Source organism: Lysinibacillus sp. CD3-6, assembly GCF_006351725.2.
In the GTDB taxonomy this organism is placed as follows: domain Bacteria; phylum Bacillota; class Bacilli; order Bacillales_A; family Planococcaceae; genus Lysinibacillus.
On record NZ_CP085880.1, the window covers coordinates 1,353,454 to 1,371,959 of the forward strand.

At 33.6% G+C, this 18,506-nt stretch carries 20 protein-coding genes and 1 pseudogene; 17 read left to right on the forward strand and 4 right to left on the reverse strand.

The features are described 5' to 3' along the window. The first annotated feature begins 32 nt into the window (after positions 1 to 32). Both FH508_RS06310 and FH508_RS06315 read left to right on the forward strand, forming a co-directional pair. Positions 33 to 947 carry an EamA family transporter gene (locus FH508_RS06310; RefSeq protein ID WP_173478184.1) on the forward strand — a complete coding sequence of 305 codons (915 nt, stop codon included), beginning with the start codon at positions 33 to 35 and terminating at the stop codon, positions 945 to 947. Between the two features lie 243 nt (positions 948 to 1,190). Beyond that, positions 1,191 to 2,183, forward strand: coding sequence for a zinc-dependent alcohol dehydrogenase family protein (locus FH508_RS06315; protein WP_173478185.1), 993 nt, complete (start codon positions 1,191 to 1,193; stop codon positions 2,181 to 2,183). A 105-nt stretch (positions 2,184 to 2,288) separates the two neighbouring features. Here the strand turns inward: FH508_RS06315 and FH508_RS06320 are convergent, their stop codons facing one another. Continuing rightward, a complete protein-coding gene (locus FH508_RS06320; RefSeq protein WP_173478186.1) occupies positions 2,289 to 3,209 on the reverse strand; it encodes a LysR family transcriptional regulator in 921 nt (306 codons plus the stop codon). A gap of 139 nt (positions 3,210 to 3,348) precedes the next feature. On the opposite strand from FH508_RS06320, the gene FH508_RS06325 reads away from it, so the two are divergent. From FH508_RS06325 to FH508_RS06365, 9 genes are all read left to right on the forward strand, one after another. Further along, positions 3,349 to 3,861 (forward strand): GNAT family N-acetyltransferase, encoded by a 513-nt coding sequence (locus FH508_RS06325; RefSeq protein ID WP_173478187.1) that lies wholly within the window; start codon positions 3,349 to 3,351, stop codon positions 3,859 to 3,861. Between the two features lie 27 nt (positions 3,862 to 3,888). Further along, on the forward strand, positions 3,889 to 4,803 hold the full coding sequence (locus FH508_RS06330) for a DMT family transporter (RefSeq protein ID WP_173478188.1): 915 nt from the start codon (positions 3,889 to 3,891) through the stop codon (positions 4,801 to 4,803). Between the two features lie 83 nt (positions 4,804 to 4,886). Continuing rightward, a complete protein-coding gene (locus FH508_RS06335) occupies positions 4,887 to 5,285 on the forward strand; it encodes a DUF5071 domain-containing protein (RefSeq protein WP_173478189.1) in 399 nt (132 codons plus the stop codon). Between the two features lie 94 nt (positions 5,286 to 5,379). Beyond that, positions 5,380 to 5,928: a GNAT family N-acetyltransferase gene (locus tag FH508_RS06340; protein WP_173478190.1), complete on the forward strand. Its 549-nt coding sequence runs from the start codon at positions 5,380 to 5,382 to the stop codon at positions 5,926 to 5,928. A 117-nt stretch (positions 5,929 to 6,045) separates the two neighbouring features. Next, positions 6,046 to 7,083, forward strand: coding sequence for a threonine aldolase family protein (locus tag FH508_RS06345; RefSeq protein WP_173478191.1), 1,038 nt, complete (start codon positions 6,046 to 6,048; stop codon positions 7,081 to 7,083). Between the two features lie 153 nt (positions 7,084 to 7,236). Beyond that, positions 7,237 to 7,737 carry a sigma-70 family RNA polymerase sigma factor gene (locus FH508_RS06350; RefSeq protein WP_173478192.1) on the forward strand — a complete coding sequence of 167 codons (501 nt, stop codon included), beginning with the start codon at positions 7,237 to 7,239 and terminating at the stop codon, positions 7,735 to 7,737. Further along, positions 7,734 to 8,984 carry a DUF4179 domain-containing protein gene (locus FH508_RS06355; protein WP_173478193.1) on the forward strand — a complete coding sequence of 417 codons (1,251 nt, stop codon included), beginning with the start codon at positions 7,734 to 7,736 and terminating at the stop codon, positions 8,982 to 8,984. Before FH508_RS06350 ends, FH508_RS06355 begins: the two co-directional genes overlap by 4 nt. Before the next feature lie 145 nt (positions 8,985 to 9,129). After that, positions 9,130 to 9,603, forward strand: a complete 474-nt coding sequence (locus FH508_RS06360) for a DinB family protein (protein WP_173478194.1) — start codon at positions 9,130 to 9,132, stop codon at positions 9,601 to 9,603. A 194-nt stretch (positions 9,604 to 9,797) separates the two neighbouring features. Then, positions 9,798 to 10,241, forward strand: a complete 444-nt coding sequence (locus tag FH508_RS06365; protein ID WP_173478195.1) for a hypothetical protein — start codon at positions 9,798 to 9,800, stop codon at positions 10,239 to 10,241. 245 nt (positions 10,242 to 10,486) lie between these two features. Here FH508_RS06365 and FH508_RS06370 read toward each other — a convergent pair whose 3' ends face one another. Together FH508_RS06370 and FH508_RS06375 are read right to left on the reverse strand one after the other, a co-directional pair. Then, positions 10,487 to 10,909: a hypothetical protein gene (locus FH508_RS06370; protein WP_173478196.1), complete on the reverse strand. Its 423-nt coding sequence runs from the start codon at positions 10,907 to 10,909 to the stop codon at positions 10,487 to 10,489. 256 nt (positions 10,910 to 11,165) lie between these two features. Next, a complete protein-coding gene (locus FH508_RS06375; protein ID WP_173478197.1) occupies positions 11,166 to 12,170 on the reverse strand; it encodes a nucleoid-associated protein in 1,005 nt (334 codons plus the stop codon). Between the two features lie 286 nt (positions 12,171 to 12,456). Between FH508_RS06375 and FH508_RS06380 the strand changes: the two genes are divergently transcribed. From FH508_RS06380 to FH508_RS24040, 6 genes and pseudogenes are all read left to right on the forward strand, one after another. Then, positions 12,457 to 12,903: a hypothetical protein gene (locus FH508_RS06380; RefSeq protein ID WP_139860386.1), complete on the forward strand. Its 447-nt coding sequence runs from the start codon at positions 12,457 to 12,459 to the stop codon at positions 12,901 to 12,903. Between the two features lie 366 nt (positions 12,904 to 13,269). Then, the gene (locus FH508_RS06385; RefSeq protein ID WP_139860388.1) at positions 13,270 to 13,659 is read left to right on the forward strand and encodes a hypothetical protein; all 390 of its coding nucleotides are present in this window, start codon (positions 13,270 to 13,272) and stop codon (positions 13,657 to 13,659) included. Between the two features lie 207 nt (positions 13,660 to 13,866). Further along, positions 13,867 to 14,337, forward strand: a complete 471-nt coding sequence (locus FH508_RS06390; protein ID WP_139860389.1) for a hypothetical protein — start codon at positions 13,867 to 13,869, stop codon at positions 14,335 to 14,337. Positions 14,338 to 14,801: 464 nt separating this feature from the next. Beyond that, positions 14,802 to 15,263, forward strand: a complete 462-nt coding sequence (locus tag FH508_RS06395) for a hypothetical protein (protein ID WP_173478199.1) — start codon at positions 14,802 to 14,804, stop codon at positions 15,261 to 15,263. Between the two features lie 1,019 nt (positions 15,264 to 16,282). Next, a pseudogene (locus tag FH508_RS24035) lies at positions 16,283 to 16,956 on the forward strand (MFS transporter); the annotation flags it as partial. Between the two features lie 141 nt (positions 16,957 to 17,097). After that, positions 17,098 to 17,397, forward strand: a complete 300-nt coding sequence (locus FH508_RS24040; protein WP_305068715.1) for an MFS transporter — start codon at positions 17,098 to 17,100, stop codon at positions 17,395 to 17,397. Positions 17,398 to 17,523: 126 nt separating this feature from the next. On the opposite strand, the gene FH508_RS06410 is transcribed toward FH508_RS24040, so the two are convergent. Then, positions 17,524 to 18,462 (reverse strand): BMQ_0737 family morphogenetic spore coat protein, encoded by a 939-nt coding sequence (locus tag FH508_RS06410; RefSeq protein WP_173478200.1) that lies wholly within the window; start codon positions 18,460 to 18,462, stop codon positions 17,524 to 17,526. Between the last annotated feature and the right edge of the window lie 44 nt (positions 18,463 to 18,506).

Below are 18,506 nucleotides of genomic sequence, written 5' to 3' on the forward strand. Positions count from 1 at the left end.
GACGAGATTTTTTATTTTTTGGAGGGGTTTTTTTGCAAAAATTGAAGTTTTCTTTAGTCGTTTTATTAGGTGCCTGTAGCTACGGGGTCCTATCTTCTATTCTAAAAGTTGGATTTTCAAATGGCTTTACCTTTCCTGAACTTTTAGGTGGACAATATGTATTTGGCTGGTTTGGACTATTATTGCTCGTTATTATTTTTTCTCGTCATAAAGTATCTTTGAAAAATATACTATCGCTGTTAGCGGTTGGGATCACAATGAGTTTAACAAGCATTTTTTACGGGTTTTCTGTAAAAGAACTACCCGCCTCTATTGCGATTGTGTTGTTATTTCAATTCACATGGATGGGCGTTCTCATTGAAGCAATTGCAAATAAAACTGTTCCAAGTCGTGAAAAGGTAATTTCAATTATTATTTTATTTGTAGGAACATTGTTTGCTGGAGGTATATTTGAAGGTTTAGGACAGCAATTATCGATGAAAGGTATACTCTTTGGATTACTAGCAGCTATAACCTTTTCACTCTATATTTTTGCAAGTGGACGAGTTTCCACCGAAGTACCAATTTATTCAAAAAGCTTTCTTATGACAACGAGTGCAACTCTTTTTGTTTGTTTAGTTTTCCCACCGACATACTTGATTGATGGTACACTGCAGGCAGGATTATGGAAATATGCATTAATACTTGGTTTTTTTGGTGTTGTTATACCTGTCATTTGTTTTTCTGTTGGTATACCAAAAGTAGGGACAGGCCTTGGAACCATTTTAGGAGCTGTCGAACTACCAACAGCGGTTATCGCTTCTATTACACTTGTTCATGAAGTCGTTTCTCCTTTGCGATGGTTTGGAATTGTGTGTATTTTATTAGGGATTTTTATACCGCAAATATTAGAAGTACGGAAAGAGAAGAGACTAACCCGTTTTGACTATGAAACGACAAAGGTTTAAAGTATTCTCTAAAACACCCTAGTATAACCTGTTAAATTAGACTGATAATAAGTTGAACAAATCTTTAATACTGATAAATTTAAAAATCCTCTCATCTCTATATCATTTCAGATGAGAGGATTTTTTATAAGGTTCTTTCTATTTAGGTCAAGATAAAGATTGCGAAAAAATATACTGTCAATGCGATTTAGTTCGAAATGCTATAATTTAATTAATTATTTTACTAGTAAGGAGCATTATTCTATGAAAGCAAAATATATTAAATTTAGCGAATTTGGCTGTCCCAAAGATGTATTGAACATTGACTATAAAACAATTGAACCACCAATTAATAATGAAGTTCTTGTACGAATGCTTGCCCGTCCTATCAATCCTTCTGATTTAATTCCAATTAGAGGGTCGTATGCTCATCGCATATCATTACCTAGCATTCCTGGTTATGAAGGAGTTGGGATTGTTGAAGATGTAGGTTCAATTGTTTCAAAGAATCTTATTGGTAAACGAGTTTTACCTTTACGAGGGGAAGGGACATGGCAAGAATTTGTAAAGACATCAGCAGATTTTGTCGTTTCTTTACCGAATTCAATTGATGATTTTACAGCTGCTCAACTGTATATTAATCCAGTTACTGCATGGGTAGTTTGTACGGAAGTGTTAAAATTAAAACCAGATGATGTTTTATTAGTGAATGCAGGTGGTTCTGCTATTGGACATATTTTTGCTCAATTATCAAAGATTATAGGCTTTCAATTAATTGCTGTGACAAGAAGTAATAAATATACAGATGAATTACTTCAACTTGGCGCGTCTTATGTTATAGATACCTCTAAAAGTGCTTTAATTAATACTGTTATGGAATTAACAAACGGAAGGGGGGCAGATGCCGCAATTGATTCAATTGGTGGTGCGGATGGTAATGATTTAGCTTTTAGTGTTCGTCCAAATGGACAGTTTTTAACCATTGGGCTTTTATCAGGGATACAAGTAAACTGGGCAGCTATAGTAAATCAAGCGAAAGTGAAAGCAAATATGTTTCATTTACGGCATTGGAATAAAAGTGTCTCAACAAGTAAGTGGCAAGAAACTTTTAATCATTTAATAAAGCTAATCGATGAAAAAAAATTACGTTTAATGACCGTCGATTCGACGTATGACTTATCAGAGTTAAACAAGGCAATAGATGCAGTAGAATCTTCTAAAAAAGCTAATGGAAAAATATTTTTAACAAGCTACTGATGATGTAATGCCTGTTCAACATCCCCGTTTAATTGATTTATTAGTATAGGTGCTACGTTTGCAAAGATTTATATACATAAGCGCTCTTTCAGCGTAAAGAGTGCTTTAATTTACTTTAGGCATTGATTTTTCCAATGCTAATTTAACAAAATCGAGATAAATGAGAAGCTCTTCTGGCAAAAAGACATCATTTCGTTTCACATATCCAACTTGAATGAGCTGACTTTCTTCTAATGGAATCGAGAAGATTTTAGGGTTCATGCAATTGTTCACAATGCAACCTGTTCCAAGGTTGTAGCCATTCGTATTAGAGAGCAGGTTATTCATCGTGCCACGATCTGTCACATAGACTAGCTTTTCAATATTGTTAACATGGAGCGTTTCTTCTGCAAAATGTAAAAGCATATCATCCTGCTGGTAGCTTAAATAAGGAAAGTCGCGTAATTGTTCAAAAGTAATCGTTTCATAATGAGCTAAAGGATGTTCTTTGCGTAAAAAGACGTGCTGCTTCAATGAAGCCAGTGGTGTAAACGTTAATGCTTTTGAGATGAAATGGCGCTCAAAAAAGTGTTTATTTAATTCGCTTACAGATAAAATACCAACAATGCTCCTGCTTGAAGATATGTCATCAATAACGTCAGTGGATTTCCCCTCCCGAACTGCTAGCTCATATTTCCGTTCATTCAAATGCGCCATTAAATTCGCAACAGCCTCTATGGCAAAACTATAATGTTGTGATGAAATGGAAAACTTCGTTAGACCAATTTTTTTGTCTTTATCAAAATGATGCTTAACAGCCTCTGTTTGTTCAAGTAGCATTTTTGCATAAAACAATAATTCCGTTCCTTCTTTTGTAAAAAAAACCCCTTTGTTCGTTCGGTCTAGAATTGTAATTCCTAGCTCAGTCTCCAAATCACGCACTGATTTACTAATACTAGGCTGTGTTATGTAAAGTGCCGAAGCGGCTTTACTAATTGAATTATGTTTGGCTATCTCTACAAGATAGCGAAATTGCTGAAATGTCATTTCCTCACCAACTCTCGATTTTCTTGCTATAACTTTAGTCTATAGCAAGGAGTTAAAAAGTTCAATTTTACCTTGTATATAAAGAGTTTTAATATAAAAGGAGCAATACAAATTGATTGCTTAAGAAAGGAAGAAAAACATGATAAGAGAAGCAACGCCAAATGATTTAATGGACATTTTAAACATTTATAATGATGCAATTGTCCATACGACTGCTGTCTACACGTATAAACCGCAAACTCTTGAAAATAGACAAGGTTGGTATGATCAAAAGATGCAAGAGGGCAATCCAATACTAGTATACGAATTAGAGAAGAAAGTGGTAGGATTTGCGACATTTGGCCCTTTTAGAGCATGGCCAGCTTACAAATATTCGATTGAGCATTCTATTTATGTAGATAAAAATTATAGAAAAAAAGGTATTGGAACGACATTACTTACAGAATTAATTGCGATTGCAACAGAAAGAGAATACATGACATTAATTGCTGGAATTGATGCTCAAAATGAAAAAAGTATTGATATGCATAAAAACTTTGGCTTTGTCTATTCAGGAACTATAAAAAAAGCAGGTTTTAAATTTAATCGTTGGCTTGACTTGGATTTTTACCAATTAGAATTGCAAGGTCCTAAAAATCCTGTAGAAGAATAAATCTGTTTGAAAGTGGGGGAACAAAAGGTGAAGAAGTATTATGGCTTGTTGCTTTTAACTTGTTTATTATGGGCTGGAAGTTTTGTTGTTAGTAAAACGCTCGTTGAACATGCTTCACCTATCACCTTGACGACTTTAAGGTGGTTCATTGCTGTCTTTTGTCTTGTGCCTATTGTATGGTGGAAAGAGAAAAAGATTTTGCCTCCCAAAAATGCAATACTTCCTTTAGCTTTCATGGGGTTAACAGGTGTTGTACTATTTAATGTTCTACAGTTTTTAGCATTAGAGCGGACTACCGCAACAAATGTTGGCTTAATATCAACATTAAATATGATTTCCATTGCTATTTGTTCAGTAATATTTTTAAAAGAGAAAATAACAATGCTACAATTCTTTGCCATGAGTATCTCCTTTTGTGGCGTCCTACTTGTACTATCTAAAGGGAAAATAGACTACTTACTATCATTAAAGTTTAATACAGGTGATTTATGGATGCTTGCTGCAGTATGTATATGGGGACTATATACGATTTGTAGTAAGTGGGCAATGACTAAAACATCGGCTTTGATGTCTACTTTATACTCAGCTATTTTTGGCCTAATAATGCTTTTACCGATAAGCGTACCAAGATTTACTGTTGCCGATATCAATACTGCTTTCATTTTGGGAATTCTTTATACAGGTGTATTAGCAACGGTCTTATGTATGTTATTTTGGAATATGTGTGTTCTCCATTTAGGCTCAACAACATCAGGTGTTTTCCTAAATTTTAATCCAATATTTACTGCCATTTTAGCTTTTCTTCTATTGGGAGAAAATATGAGTTGGTTACAAGGCATGGGGAGTATTATTGCAATAGGTGGATGTTATTTATTTTCATACTTTGCAAAAAAGACTGAAACAACAAATGATGGAATTGTATCACAAAGCGGTACAACTTGAATCGTAGCATACGGAACACTTCACTTTAGTAATATGATATTGATATGATAGCATGATTACCATTTAAAAAAGGAGTGCTGAAGTTGAAAGGATATGACGATTTTCTACCAAGGAGCGTATACGATGTTGATAAGGTAGCAGAAATTAAAAAACTGGATAGAGATACACAAATGTCTTTATTGCAGGACCTTCTCGTATTTACGCAGGATATGAACTGGCCAGTTGCACCTAGTGTATTAGAAATTCTCTTAACTTTCCCCGAGGAAATTGTCCCCCATGTGCAAGCTGTATTATCGTCAGAGGATGATAATTGGAAGTGGTTTCTTCTCCACTTTCTAGTGATTAAATTGCCTGTAGCGTCAAAAGTTCAATTTAAAGATTATTTATCGAAGGTAGCCGAAAATCCTACAAATATGGAACGTGCGGAAGAACTGGATGAAATCGCAAAGGAAATTTTAGCAACGCTCAGCTTATATGAATAAGCCTCTTATAGGAGCAGTATATGGGAAGAAGGATTTATCATATTTCAGCAGAACTTATATATCTATTAGAAATAATATTAGATGAGGTGTTCTATTGAATAAGATAAGAACTGAAACAGATAGACTCATTATCCGTTTATTAGAAGAGGAAGATTATTCTTCGTGGCTTATGCAATATGAAAATCGTCTACCTTCTCAGCATAAATACGATGAAGGTAAAATAGATATGAGCATTTGTACAAAAGAGTGGTTTCGTGATTTAGTGGCTGAACATTTTCAAATGGCTGTTGATGACAAAGTTTATATATTTGGCGTGTTTAGAAAAGACGATAATGCTCATATTGGTTTTGTAGACTTTTCGACAATTATGAGAAGAGAATTTCAATGGGCTAGATTCGGTTACACAATACATAATCAATTTTGGAAACATGGTTATGGTAAAGAGGCTGTAAAAGCAGCGATTGATTTAGCGTTTGAAAAATTAAATTATCATCGAATAGAAGCTCACATTAATATTGATAATGTGGCGTCTATAAAATTGGCAGAAAGTGTTGGTCTGGTTTATGAATGTACAAGGAAAGGTTTCATCTTCGAGAACAATCATTGGACAGATCATCTAGTTTACGTTATAAATGCAAAGTAATTTTATATAAAAAAGAGGTAGTAATTCGTTGAGTTGCCTAGGCAGCTCTTTTTTCATCAACTCAATGAAAATACAGATGAACAAATTGAGAAATTTAATATGTTGGAGGAACAATCAATGATACGTTTTGAAAGTGATTATGCGGAAGGTGCTCATAAGCAAATACTGAGCCGACTAATTGAAACGAATGAAGAGCAGACACCTGGTTATGGAATGGATGAACATTGCGAAAAAGCTAGAGGGTATATTAGAAAAGCATGTGGCGTTGAAAATGCAGATGTCCACTTCTTAGTTGGTGGAACACAAACGAATACGACAATTATCGCGTCGATTTTGCGTCCACATCAAGGTGCAGTTGCAGCAACTACAGGTCATATTGCAGTACATGAAACAGGCGCGATTGAAGCTACTGGTCATAAAGTACTTACTTTACCGAGTGATGATGGCAAAATTACAGCACAGCAAGTAAAAGAATTATATGATGCACATTGGAATGATGTCACGCATGAGCATATGGTTCAGCCAGGCTTAGTTTACATATCTCATCCTAGCGAGAATGGGACGACTTACAGTAAATCCGAATTGGAGGAATTAAGCAAAGTTTGCCGACAATGTAGTTTGCCGTTAATGATGGATGGAGCTCGATTAGGATATGGTCTTGTGTCCAAAGATAGCGATCTATCCTTAGAAGATATTGCTCAACTTTGTGATGTCTTCTATATTGGTGGAACAAAGGTAGGTGCAATGTTTGGGGAAGCGGTAGTCATTATAAATGAAAACCTTAAAAAAGATTTTCGCTATTTTATTAAGCAAAATGGCGGCATGCTCGCTAAAGGGAGATTGTTAGGAATTCAATTTGAGACGTTATTTGAAGATGGCTTATACTATGAGATTTCTAATCATGCTGTGGAAATGGCAATGATGATTCGAGAAGCGTTTGTTGCAGAAGGTTATGCATTAAGATATGATTCCACAACAAATCAACAGTTCCCTATTTTACCGAATGATGTGTTAACTAAATTAGGTACGAAATATTCATTTTCCTTTTGGGAACAGGTCGATGCTACGCAAAGTGTCGTAAGATTTTGTACGAGCTGGGCAACGAAAAAGGCAGATGTTGAAATGCTCATTGAGGATATTAAGAAATTAAAATAATAAATGTGTTTTAAATAAAAAGAATCCATTTAAAATGGATTCTTTTTATTTAGCGAACAGTTTATTTATCTTACATAATAGTTTATAAATATTTTAAAATTTTTGAACGAAATGAAGTATTTTACAGTCTAATGAAGGAAGGAGGCGAAAAGGATGGAATTTGAAATTACACAGCGTGCTATACGTGGCGATCATCAAGCGATACTTTCTCTGATTGAAATGGATGAAGATATTTTATATCGCATGGCTTTTACATACATGAAAAATGAGCAAGACGCCTTAGACGTAATGCAGGAGCTAGTTTATAAGGCACTAAAAAAAATGCATACCGTTCAACAGCACGAATATGCCAGAACATGGCTCGTGCGCGTCTTAATCAATTGTTGTAAAGATCATTTACGTAAACGCCAACAAACAATTCAAATTGAAGAATATCACTTATTTGAATGGGCCATTTACTCAGATATTGAGAAATTGTTAGAGCAATTAACCTTATCAGAGCAGCAACTCGTCTATATGAAATATTTCCAGCAACTTAAAAACAAAGAAATTGCCGAGCTCAATCAAATTCCTGAGGGTACTGTAAAGTCGAAGCTTCATCACATTCTAAAAAAACTTAGAACCTTCGCAAGAGAAAAGGAGGACTGGTTATGAGTAAACTACCGATTGACGTTCCAAAGGACAAACTTCAACAAATTCGAATGGATACGTTTCGTAAAGTGAAGCGAGAAAAAAGAAAAAAGAAGCGCATTGTTTCGGTTGCCATCGTATTTTTGTGTTGTCTAAGTCTTTTATTTTCTATTCGTGTATCGCCAACAATTGCAAGTCAAATTGCAAAAATACCTGGCTTTCAAGCGATTGTCTCAGCGGTTGCCAGAGATAAAGGGATAAAGGATATTGTGGATAATAATTACTATGAAGAAATCAATGCGACCCAGACAAAAAATGACCTATCGCTTACATTGCAAGGCGTAATTGCAGATCATTCGGGTTTTGTCCTGTACTATGATGCTAATGCTCCGTTTGAATTATTTTTGGAGAAAGTGCAATTGTTCCAGGGAGAGGATGAAATTGAATGCGGTTGTTCCTTCACGCACAATGCAAGTAATCAAACAAACATATCTTCTTCAGTTGAGTTTGGTTTTTCAGAGCCAATCGCCTATACTTCAAAGGATTTTAAAGCTATTTTTCATTTTAATGATAAAGAAAAAGGGAACATTAAAATAACTATACCGTTTTCACTACAAAATGAAATCGCACAGGAAAAAGTTTTTAATGCGAATCGTACTATAGATGTCCAAGGTCAGAAACTTACGATTAAACAAATTCGCCGTACTCCACTAAAATTGGCACTGGATATTGAAGTAGACGAGGAAAATACAATGCAAATATTAGCATTGGAAGATATTGCTGTCATGACGGAAAGTGGTGAGCGTAGAGAAACAGTTAGAAATCGCTCATCAATATACAGAAATAATTCTGATGGAAAATTCACGGTATACTTGCAAAGTAATTATTTCGATGATCCAGAGTCATTGACAGTTATGATTGGCGCTGTACAAGCTGTGCCAAAGGGTGAGGACTTTATTGAAGTTGATTTTGGAACACAGAAAATAATCTCAAAACCAGATTATTTAGATTGGGATATATCTATAGAGCAACAAAGTCTAAAAACTGCTGCAAAGAAATGGGATAATCGCGAGCGCCATATGTTCTTTCAGAATGCTCTAAAAGCAGATGGCACGGTGTTAGAATTTGCAGGGGGCTCATACTCAGATGATGATGAGTATCTATACGCAACGGAGACCTTTAAAAATTACGATGGGAAAGCCAAAATATTAATAGACTATTACTTCAATCCTATTGGGGAAAATATTGAATTGAAGATTCCGTTAAAATAAATTACAGATGTTCAAAAGGGTGTTGGTCCTTTTTGAACATCTTTTTTTGGGGGTTGCCCTCAAAGTTGAAAGGTTATAAAGAGGGAAATATTCATTAAAAGAGAATGTTAACAATAATTAACGTTTTGAAAAGGAGTGGGGAGAAGTGTTTCACCCAAAAGATGTTTTATCTGATCAGTTATTAGCAAATGCAAACGATCCAAGTTGGTACGTCCCATTTACAGAGTCGATTAAAAATCTGACAGAAGAAGAAGCTCTCTGGAAGGTAAATGATGAGAGCAATAGTATTGCTGAAATAGTACAACATTTGCTCTATTGGAATGAGACATGGCAAACGAGATATAAAGAAGCGAGTATACATGCAGTTCAGGCGGTAGAAAGTAATGACAGTACGTTTACTATTCCAAAAAATAAAACATTTTCAGAACTGCAACAACAACTTTTAGAAGTGCTATTACATTGGCAAGAATTATTAACGGCACAGCAATTAGAAAGTGAAGTTCAGGGCTACTTTAATGCAAACTGGTGGCAAGTAGTGGGGAATGTAACGACACATAACGCCTATCATATTGGGCAAATTGTTTATATTCGGAAGATACAGAAGAGCTGGCAGCGATAAGCAAATCGCCGATAAAGCAGGGGAAATCGCCGATAAACTTGATGAAATCGCCGATAGAAGCCTATGAATCGCCGGTAACCTCATGGAAATCGCCGATAGAGATCCGTGAAGAGATTCTGATTCAATATTATTGCATTGCTTGGTTTTGATATCATTTAAAAAAGAAAATGAGCTTTTGGAAGGAACGTAGGAAGATGGATATTCGCAATAAAAAAATATGGATTTTGTTGATTGTAGTTGTGATTTGGCTAATATGGTTTTACACTAGACCACTAATTACTTTTAATGAGGCTGTACCAGCATTGGATATTGCGAGCATCAATAATCTTTTGATTTCAGATATGAGAGAGTCGTTTTATATTGAGCAAAAGGAAACAGAACAATTTATCTCGATACTAAATAGCCTCTTTATGAAAAAGAAAATAATTCCTAATAGACCGGCTTTTAATGAGGATGCTTATATTTATTTTTATTCCAAAAATTCAGAAGTATCCTATACAATAATCTTAGATTATAAAAGAAAAATCATAGGAATTATCGAGAGGCCAAAGATGTTGAAGCAATATATTCTTGAGGATAGTTCTGAGCTATTTGCGTTTGTTAAAAGTTATTTAAGTAATAATGAGGTAGTCGAATAAAATCGACTACCTCATTATTTTATACTGGGATTCGAAAAAACAGCGACAGGTGAAGTGTCAACACTTATATCTGGTAAGGGTTCTGTTGTTAAATGGAATACCATTGGGGGAAGTATCCCGGGTTAATGTATAATGGAAAATCGAATTGATATTAAAATTATTGTGACCTTTGGTTTTTAATAAATATTTGTTCATTTCAAAAACAGCACCACCGATTAGATAATCGGAGATGCTGTTTTTGAGTTTTAATGCAATATTAAATGTAATAATGTATTAAATACTTGGTTATCAACAACTTGATATGTTTCTTCTAGCTTTCCATCAATGAACAAAGAACCGTCATTTGAAAGATATAATTTAAATGCACCGCCACTACCGCTAAGTGAAACTATATAATCAATAGCTCTGGTTTCTGAGCGTTTTTGAACACACTCTAATTCAATTGTTTTTAGAGTGGATAAAATAGTAGTTAAACTTTCCTCGTTTAAATCGCGTATTGTTTCATTAGCAGCATCAACAACAAAACCTGAATTGACTTTATTGAAATCAATCTCTGTCAATAGGTCCTTAGCTAGTGATGTCGTTTTAAAAAAATTCAATGTGTAGAAAGATAAAAAAACAATGCAAACAAGTGAAAAGATGGATAAACGTAATTGCTTACTTGTCATTTTTAAACCTCCTATAGACTAGTATACTTAACATTAATTTTAGCAAAGTGAAAAAATTAATGTTAATAATTTCTCGCTATTTTTGCTAGAATCCTATGAATCGTCACTAAAATCAAAGAAACCGCCATAAAACCGGAGGAAAACGCCACTAAAAACCTATGAATCTCCACTAAGACTTCGGAAGGAAGGCCCTCAAAGCGAACTTCAACAGAAATGAAAAAATGTTCTATTGATTGCAGTCAATAGAACACCTTCATTACACTTCTTCATTAAAATAGATCTTATAATATTTGCGATTCGTTTCCTCATCAAAGCCCACTTCAATTAGCTCATCCATTTGCTCAATATCACGGACGTTCACCTGAATTTCTATTGCGGAATCCAGTTTGATTTTCCGTTTATAGCTTTTTTCAGCCTTTGCAATAGCACTTTCAGAAATCACTGTTTCGTAGGGCTTGACTGAATTGACGATAATATCTTTTTGCGTTGAATCAACTGCTTCAAATACAGTTTCAATATAGTCGTTTACTTCAAATTCTTCTTCACTACGGAAATAATCGAGCGTTTTGTTTAAAAGACCCAACTTTTCGGGATTGGTATAACTCTCTTCTTTTAAAATATACTTTTTACATTCAGTTAATGCTAAGTTTGTTTTATGATAATGCTCATCAGCTACTTTCACTTTCAAAAAACGCTCTTGCCAGTAAACGACATCTTCTTTCTTTTTCGTTTTCATAAAGACAACTGGCGCTTCATCCGCCCCCATATCTACAATGACGGCCATATTATTGATTTTCTTTACATTAATGCCGTCAATGCCATTGACAGTCATTTTATTTTGTTCATTTTTCACATCTAAAAACATTTCTTTTTCTTCAATTTTCACAATGGCTATGACTTTTTTGGCTTCTGTCGACATCAAACAATTGTCAAATAAGCCGATAAACAACTCACCACTTTTAATATTTGGATGCCCAGATGCACTATGTAAATGCGTGGCAATATGCTTCGACTGTTCAAGGAAACTACCTTCCTCATCAAAAATGGCTTTGACATACGTATATACTTCATTTAAACCAATATTGGATTCATGAAAAAATTCATATTGCTGTTCAAAGTCTAGTTTGTTAAAGGCTAATTGTGTAAATGCTGCTTCTAACATAACCTCTGGCTGCGAAAATGCTTCCTCCCCGAAAACAAGACTCTCACTTACATAATGCATAACATATTGTGCTAACTTACTATCGCTTACCTCTAACATAATTTTCCACCTTTATCTAATTGTCTCGATAATTTACCATAGCACACCCCACGCAAAATTTACATGGATTTTATATGTTGATAGACCAGGAGTTGGTGAGGTGTAAATAAAGATTCACTTGAGGTGAAGGTGGATTCTATCCATGTGTGTGGTAGAAAGCGGTGAAATCTAGTGTTCACATTCTTAATATATAGATTAAATCGCATAATATTCAGACTTCTCTTTAATGTAATGTTAGTGATTTGTTATAATTAAAAGTAGAAAATAAGGTTAATAGGAACGGAGGATGATGGATATTCGCAATAAAAAAATATGGTTATTGTTGATAGTAGTTGTGATTTGGCTAATATGGTTTTACACTAGACCACTAATTACTTTTAATGAGGCTGTACCAGAATTGGATATTGCGAGCATCAATAATGTTTTGATTTCAGATATGAGACAATCGCATTATATTGAACAAGAGGAGACAAAACGATTTATCTCAATACTAGATAGCCTCTTGATGAAAAAGAAAATAATTCCTAATAGACCGGCTTTTAATGAGGATACTTATATTTACTTTAAATCAGCAAATTCAAATCAATCCTATACAATAATTTTAGACTATGAAAGAAATATAATTGGAATTATCGAAAGGCCCAAGATGATGAAGCAATACATTTTGGAGGATAGTTCTGAATTTTTCCCGTTTGTTCAAAGTTATATACATAATAATGAGGTAGTCAAATAAATTCGACTACCTCATTATTTTATACAGGGAATCGATTACCTTTTTTATCGTAAAAGGCGTGGATTTTTCCCACTCCTGTTACTCCTTTAGTAAACGTACAATTTAAATTTGAAATGGCTATGCTATAGGTTTGAAAGATTTAGCATAGCCTTTATATGTATTCGATTATAAAAAATATTTACCAAAAAGGAACTTGGAATTTAAATATAAGTAATTTAAAAGGATTTCAAATTGATAATTTTTGTATTAATATAAACGCAATACTATGAATTGTATGTTGTAATATAAATAGTTTGTACATATGGTCATCAAATCCAATGACTCTGGCATTTTGAAACAAAAAAGTGATTAAAGGGTGTGGAAAAGTTGTTGAGAAATAAATTGATTGCAGCAGCCGTTACACTAGTAATTGGAATATTTATTGTTCCGCTATTTATTGGCTCATCATACAGCATATCATACGGTATTTATGGTATTACATTTACTGGACCTGCAATGCTTGTAGCCGTACTGATATCTATCCTGATTGAACACTATAGTAAAATTAAGAATATAATTGTCATGTATATTAAGCATTTACTTTGTGCATTGACCTATTCTTTAATATTTAGTTTGGTCATGTCTAATAGCAAAGCGATGTTCAACGATAGCATTTATTTAACTGTTTCAATAAGTAGTATATATATAACAATATTTGTGATTTCCGATTATTTGCTGAAAGTTTTTTATAAATGGCGATTAAATAATCACTCTTAATGATTTGTCTAACTAAAACAAACCATAGCCAAAAAAGACCGTAAAAACGGTCTTTTTTTGTTGTTTGCCAACTATAATAGGAACATCCAACGTTCAAAATTCACTTATACAGAAAAAGGATAATATTATGTGAATATATAGTTAAGTAGAGTGAAAATATATGAAATTTGATATAATTTTTAAAAAATAAAAGTGAGGAGGAACTCTATGCGGAAACGGACAATTTTAATAGTCATTTTTGTAGTTTTAGTCAGTATAGCTTTAATGGGATTAGATATTTATGAAAATAAAACAAGAGAAGTTGCTCTTAAGGCGGAAGCTGAAAAAGTTTATACTGTGTCGGACATATTTAAGGATGCGGATTTTAGCACGGAAAAAATGAAGCTAGGAATAGGGATTATAAATGGGAATATAGAGGAATATGAAACGGTTTTTATAGAAGACGAAGAACAGCTAAAACAAATTGTCCACCTTGTACAAAACTTACATTTACAAATATCGAACAATATATATATGTTAAGTGATGCCGATTATTGGGTTAAAATAAAATCTAATAAGGATTACTACATTTATATATTCAAAGACGAAAAAGAAATATGTTTTAGTAGCGATACTAGGTATTTTAAAATACTAAACAATGATGAATTTTTTAATACTTTAGAACAAGCTATTCAATAATAACCCCTGCCTATTATAGACTGGGGGTTATTTGCGCTTACGATGAGAAGTGGTATCGAGTAGCGATTGCTGAAACAGGGATCGTCAAAGTAGTGGCCCCTGTCGTTGAGGACTCTTCTTGAAACAAAATCAACTTATACATTTGATTAAATTTTCTTAGGAATTTTCGATAAATTTACTGGAGAAATCGTTTTTTTAAGAGAGATATTTGGATGAAATTGATATTTTTATAGATGGAATATCCAATGAAAAAAATGTTCTATTTTTAATTGAAAAAACTAAAAAATTCTGATAAATTATTAAAAAATAAATGGAGGGGGTTGAAATAGATGTAAATTTAAGTATCCTATCGTTAAAAAGGGTGGGGCGATTACATATTTCAAAATTGTTATTTTTGAAAGCCTTTGGGAGGAACTTTAGAAGTTTACTAATTAAAACAAGTAAATGAAGAAGGTGTGATATCGATGAATAGCAAATCTAAAAAAACAATACTATTTTCGATGCTTCCTGTGACTTTTGCTGTATCGTACTATCTTATTGGACAACCAAAACCCGAGGTTACAAGTGAATTGACTGAGATATTGCCAAATGGTGAAATGAAGGTATCAATTATGAAAAAAGTCGATGAAGAAACAATGAAGTGGCTTGACGAAAAAAAAGCAAATATACAATCACTCATAGCAGAACAAACAGGTTTAAAAGGTGAAGATGTTCTAGTATCGGCAACCTCTGAATCAACTGTAGACGCTACAAAGAATCAAGAAATAGCATGTTCCGTTGTACTGCGCACGGAGTCAACATTTGATAACCAAATCATTCAAAACGTCGTAGATGGAATCATCAATGTTTTCAAACAAGATTCTGTTGGTGCAACTATTAATAAAGAAAATATTGTAATTACGAATAATAATGATGTCCTCCATTAAAAATACAACTGCTATGTAAGAAAAAGTAAATAACCTTTTGGAAGTAAAGAGGGGCTAATTTGAAAGTACCTCACTATCACAATTGATATGCTCTCAAAATTTTATTTTTTTTTATACCTACACCTGGGAGCATATCTTGCTTTATTGGGTGCTTTTTTTATGTATTAATGCCTTTAATACTAAAGGAACATTATTGACATATTATCAACCTTAATTAAAAATTTTATTTCGGGAATGATAGATTCTATAAACCACATAAACTATGGAATTTAATAACAACAAGATAATCATCTGTATTGTTATTGTAATAACAACAAATAACACATCTGCAAATAATACAATTTCGCCAGGTGGCAATTCTTGAGCAGGAGTTGATAGAACGGTAATAAACGTAATAATAATCGAACTAAAAAACGCAGCATAAGCAAAAAGGACGTGTTGATAAAACTGTAGTCTAAATTTGCTAAACCAAAAAATTATATTAATCAGCACTAAAGTAAAAGGGAAAAATAAAAATTGATAAATCATCATATTTATTGAGTCTTCTAGAACTGTCCAATAAAAAATTTGGGCTAAAGATATAATGATAATATTTGTTGACGCTACAATGAATGAACTATTGCTGTTATGCATTACGTCACCCCATAACTACTTTTTTATCTATTTTAAATACATAGATCTTTGTTTGTAAATTGAAAAGAAACGAGGCAAAACTGTTTTATTTATCTTGGAAAATAGTAAATAAGAGAAGAAAATGAAACGTAAATATGTACCTTGATAGCGCCTTTAATGAGGTGCTTTGTCTACTCCCAAAACAATTAAAAAATAATATTGACGAAAAAAAAAGAATAGACTACTATATCGTTAAACGAAAATGATTATCATTATCATATAAAAAGAACATAAGGAGATAAAGCAAAAGGTAGGCGTAACATCGGATGACAGGTAAAAATAGTAGTTTAATGAATCGTCCTTTTACACCACTGTCTGTAGCAATGCTTCAACTATATGTATTATCTATGTTATTTTTCACGGCGTCTTCCATTTTAACAATTATTTTCCCATTGCAAGCAGAAAAAAGTGGTATTTCTGAAGGTGAAATTGGCTTTATTATGGGCATCACTATGTTTGTATGTATGGTTTTAAGACCGTGGGCAGGACAGATGATAGCGAAGTATAGTGTGAAAGTGATGATGAAATGGCTTTTAGTAGGGCATGCAGTTACACTGACGCTTTATGTATTATTTGGCATCGATAGCATTTATGTTGTGCGTTTGTTGCAGGGTGTTGTGCTCGCTTTTTTTCAATGTCGATGCAACTAGGTATAAGCGATATGTTAAAAAATGAAGATCGTGGACAAGGCATGGCAATGTATACACTTTCAACGGTTATGCCTTCTCTCTATGGCCCTGTTGTGGCAATACTACTTTGGCAACAATTAAATGGTAACTACTTAATAGGGTGTATCATTTTATTAGCGATTTTGCCGCTACTTTTACTTATTGGTGCCCCTTTACCACAACAACAAAAGATATTGGTTTCTTTTTCGTTTCGAGAATTATTAAGTGCAGTAAAACAATCGACAAGTAATAAAGGACTTGTTATTGCATCAATGACAATCATATTAGGTTCGACAATAATTGGTGCTATATCGACGTTTTTACCTCTATATATGTTGAAGTTCAATCTTGGTAATATAGCAGTTTATTTATTTATCCAAGCACTTGTCGTTGTAGGAAGTCGGTTTATTTTGCGTAAACAGATTCCTTCTGACGGACATTGGCATCCGTATTTCATTGTCCTTGTGCTTTTGTCATCAACTATTGGAACAACAATGCTAGCCTTTGGAGAGCAGCTCGGCAATTTCATTTATTTATCAGCTATTTTTAATGGGTTAGCATCTGCCATGCTATATCCAACAATTATGACCTACATATCGTTTGCCATTCCAGAAAAGAAAAAACATATATTGCTTGGAGTCTTTCTTGCAACCTATGATTTAGGATTTTCGGCTGGGAGCTTGGCTATGGGGATAGTCGTGCAACTGTCATCGTATGCCATGATGTTTATTGTTTGCTCCTTTGTAGCTCTTATAGCTATTGGGGCAGTTATGTTTAAAAAAAATATTCGTTAAGCGATAAATATCCCTCTGCTCAACTAGTTTGAACAAGAGGGATATTCTTTGTTAACTTTCGAATTTAACGATAATAACGGCTATATTAAATTTTAATATTATAGGATAGGAATTAAAAAAACCTACTTATGGAACACTTTCATGAACTTCTAAATGACAGTCAGTACATTTACGTGGCTGACAAAGAGCGGCGATAAGTTCAATGATTACCTTATTAAAAGAATAAATGCTTTGACAAATGGATAGCATGATCACCAACTCTATGCAATTAGTCTTATTATGAAATGATGATGATGGAATAATATGAGTTCTACAATTAACATCGATAACTTTAAAATTAATTTCTGTCCCTGGAGGTGCACATAAAGCGACTGTTTCAACCTCAGAAAAGGGAAAAATACATTTAGAACAAATTTCTCCTTGATTATTCATAAATTGAACACAAATAAAACCTTCTACTAAAAAATCGACTATATGCAATAAAATAGTTTCTCCTCGCTCATCTGTAACATGAACGCACTCTCTATTATCTGAACAAGTCAATTCTTTGCATGTAATTGAGCTACCACTATCAGAAGAAATAGGGTTCCCATGACAATCCGATACATAACAAATTGTTTGCTTAATATCTCTCGGTGAATTTAGTTTGTAATCATTGCCTGGATGATAATGGAACATAATTTTAAATTCCCCATGGCAGTTTGGTGTATTTCCAATACATTGGACTTCTATCGAGTCAAGATGTGTAAAGGTTGCTGAAAATGAACTACCTTCGTTAACTTCTGCTTGTTTTTCACCATTTACAAATACAGATAAAATATTACCATAGCCGCTTTTAAAGTTTATGCAAATAGAGCCACCGATTTGATTAATGCCGTATGTTGTCCATAAAATGGTGCGTTCCAATTGTCCACTCGGAACCGAAAAATCACAACAAATATAATCATCAAACTTTTTTTGCTCTAGTTGAATCATTTCTCTTAACTTTATAACCGTGGAATTATTAACCCAATCATATATTTTAGATACCTTTACACAATGAACGGATGGTTTCTCATTTTGCATGATTCCCCTTGTTCCTCCCTTCAAAGTAATAGTCTTATCTAGAC

Coding starts and splice junctions, on each gene's coding strand:
- FH508_RS06380 (WP_139860386.1), top strand. CDS start 12,457: ATGATGGATATTCGCAATAAAAAAATATGGTTATTGTTGATAGTAGTT.
- FH508_RS06350 (WP_173478192.1), top strand. CDS start 7,237: ATGGAATTTGAAATTACACAGCGTGCTATACGTGGCGATCATCAAGCG.
- FH508_RS06365 (WP_173478195.1), top strand. CDS start 9,798: ATGGATATTCGCAATAAAAAAATATGGATTTTGTTGATTGTAGTTGTG.
- FH508_RS06410 (WP_173478200.1), bottom strand. CDS start 18,462: ATGCAAAATGAGAAACCATCCGTTCATTGTGTAAAGGTATCTAAAATA.
- FH508_RS06345 (WP_173478191.1), top strand. CDS start 6,046: ATGATACGTTTTGAAAGTGATTATGCGGAAGGTGCTCATAAGCAAATA.
- FH508_RS06395 (WP_173478199.1), top strand. CDS start 14,802: ATGAATAGCAAATCTAAAAAAACAATACTATTTTCGATGCTTCCTGTG.
- FH508_RS06325 (WP_173478187.1), top strand. CDS start 3,349: ATGATAAGAGAAGCAACGCCAAATGATTTAATGGACATTTTAAACATT.
- FH508_RS06370 (WP_173478196.1), bottom strand. CDS start 10,909: ATGACAAGTAAGCAATTACGTTTATCCATCTTTTCACTTGTTTGCATT.
- FH508_RS06390 (WP_139860389.1), top strand. CDS start 13,867: ATGCGGAAACGGACAATTTTAATAGTCATTTTTGTAGTTTTAGTCAGT.
- FH508_RS24040 (WP_305068715.1), top strand. CDS start 17,098: ATGCTAGCCTTTGGAGAGCAGCTCGGCAATTTCATTTATTTATCAGCT.
- FH508_RS06320 (WP_173478186.1), bottom strand. CDS start 3,209: ATGACATTTCAGCAATTTCGCTATCTTGTAGAGATAGCCAAACATAAT.
- FH508_RS06315 (WP_173478185.1), top strand. CDS start 1,191: ATGAAAGCAAAATATATTAAATTTAGCGAATTTGGCTGTCCCAAAGAT.
- FH508_RS06355 (WP_173478193.1), top strand. CDS start 7,734: ATGAGTAAACTACCGATTGACGTTCCAAAGGACAAACTTCAACAAATT.
- FH508_RS06375 (WP_173478197.1), bottom strand. CDS start 12,170: ATGTTAGAGGTAAGCGATAGTAAGTTAGCACAATATGTTATGCATTAT.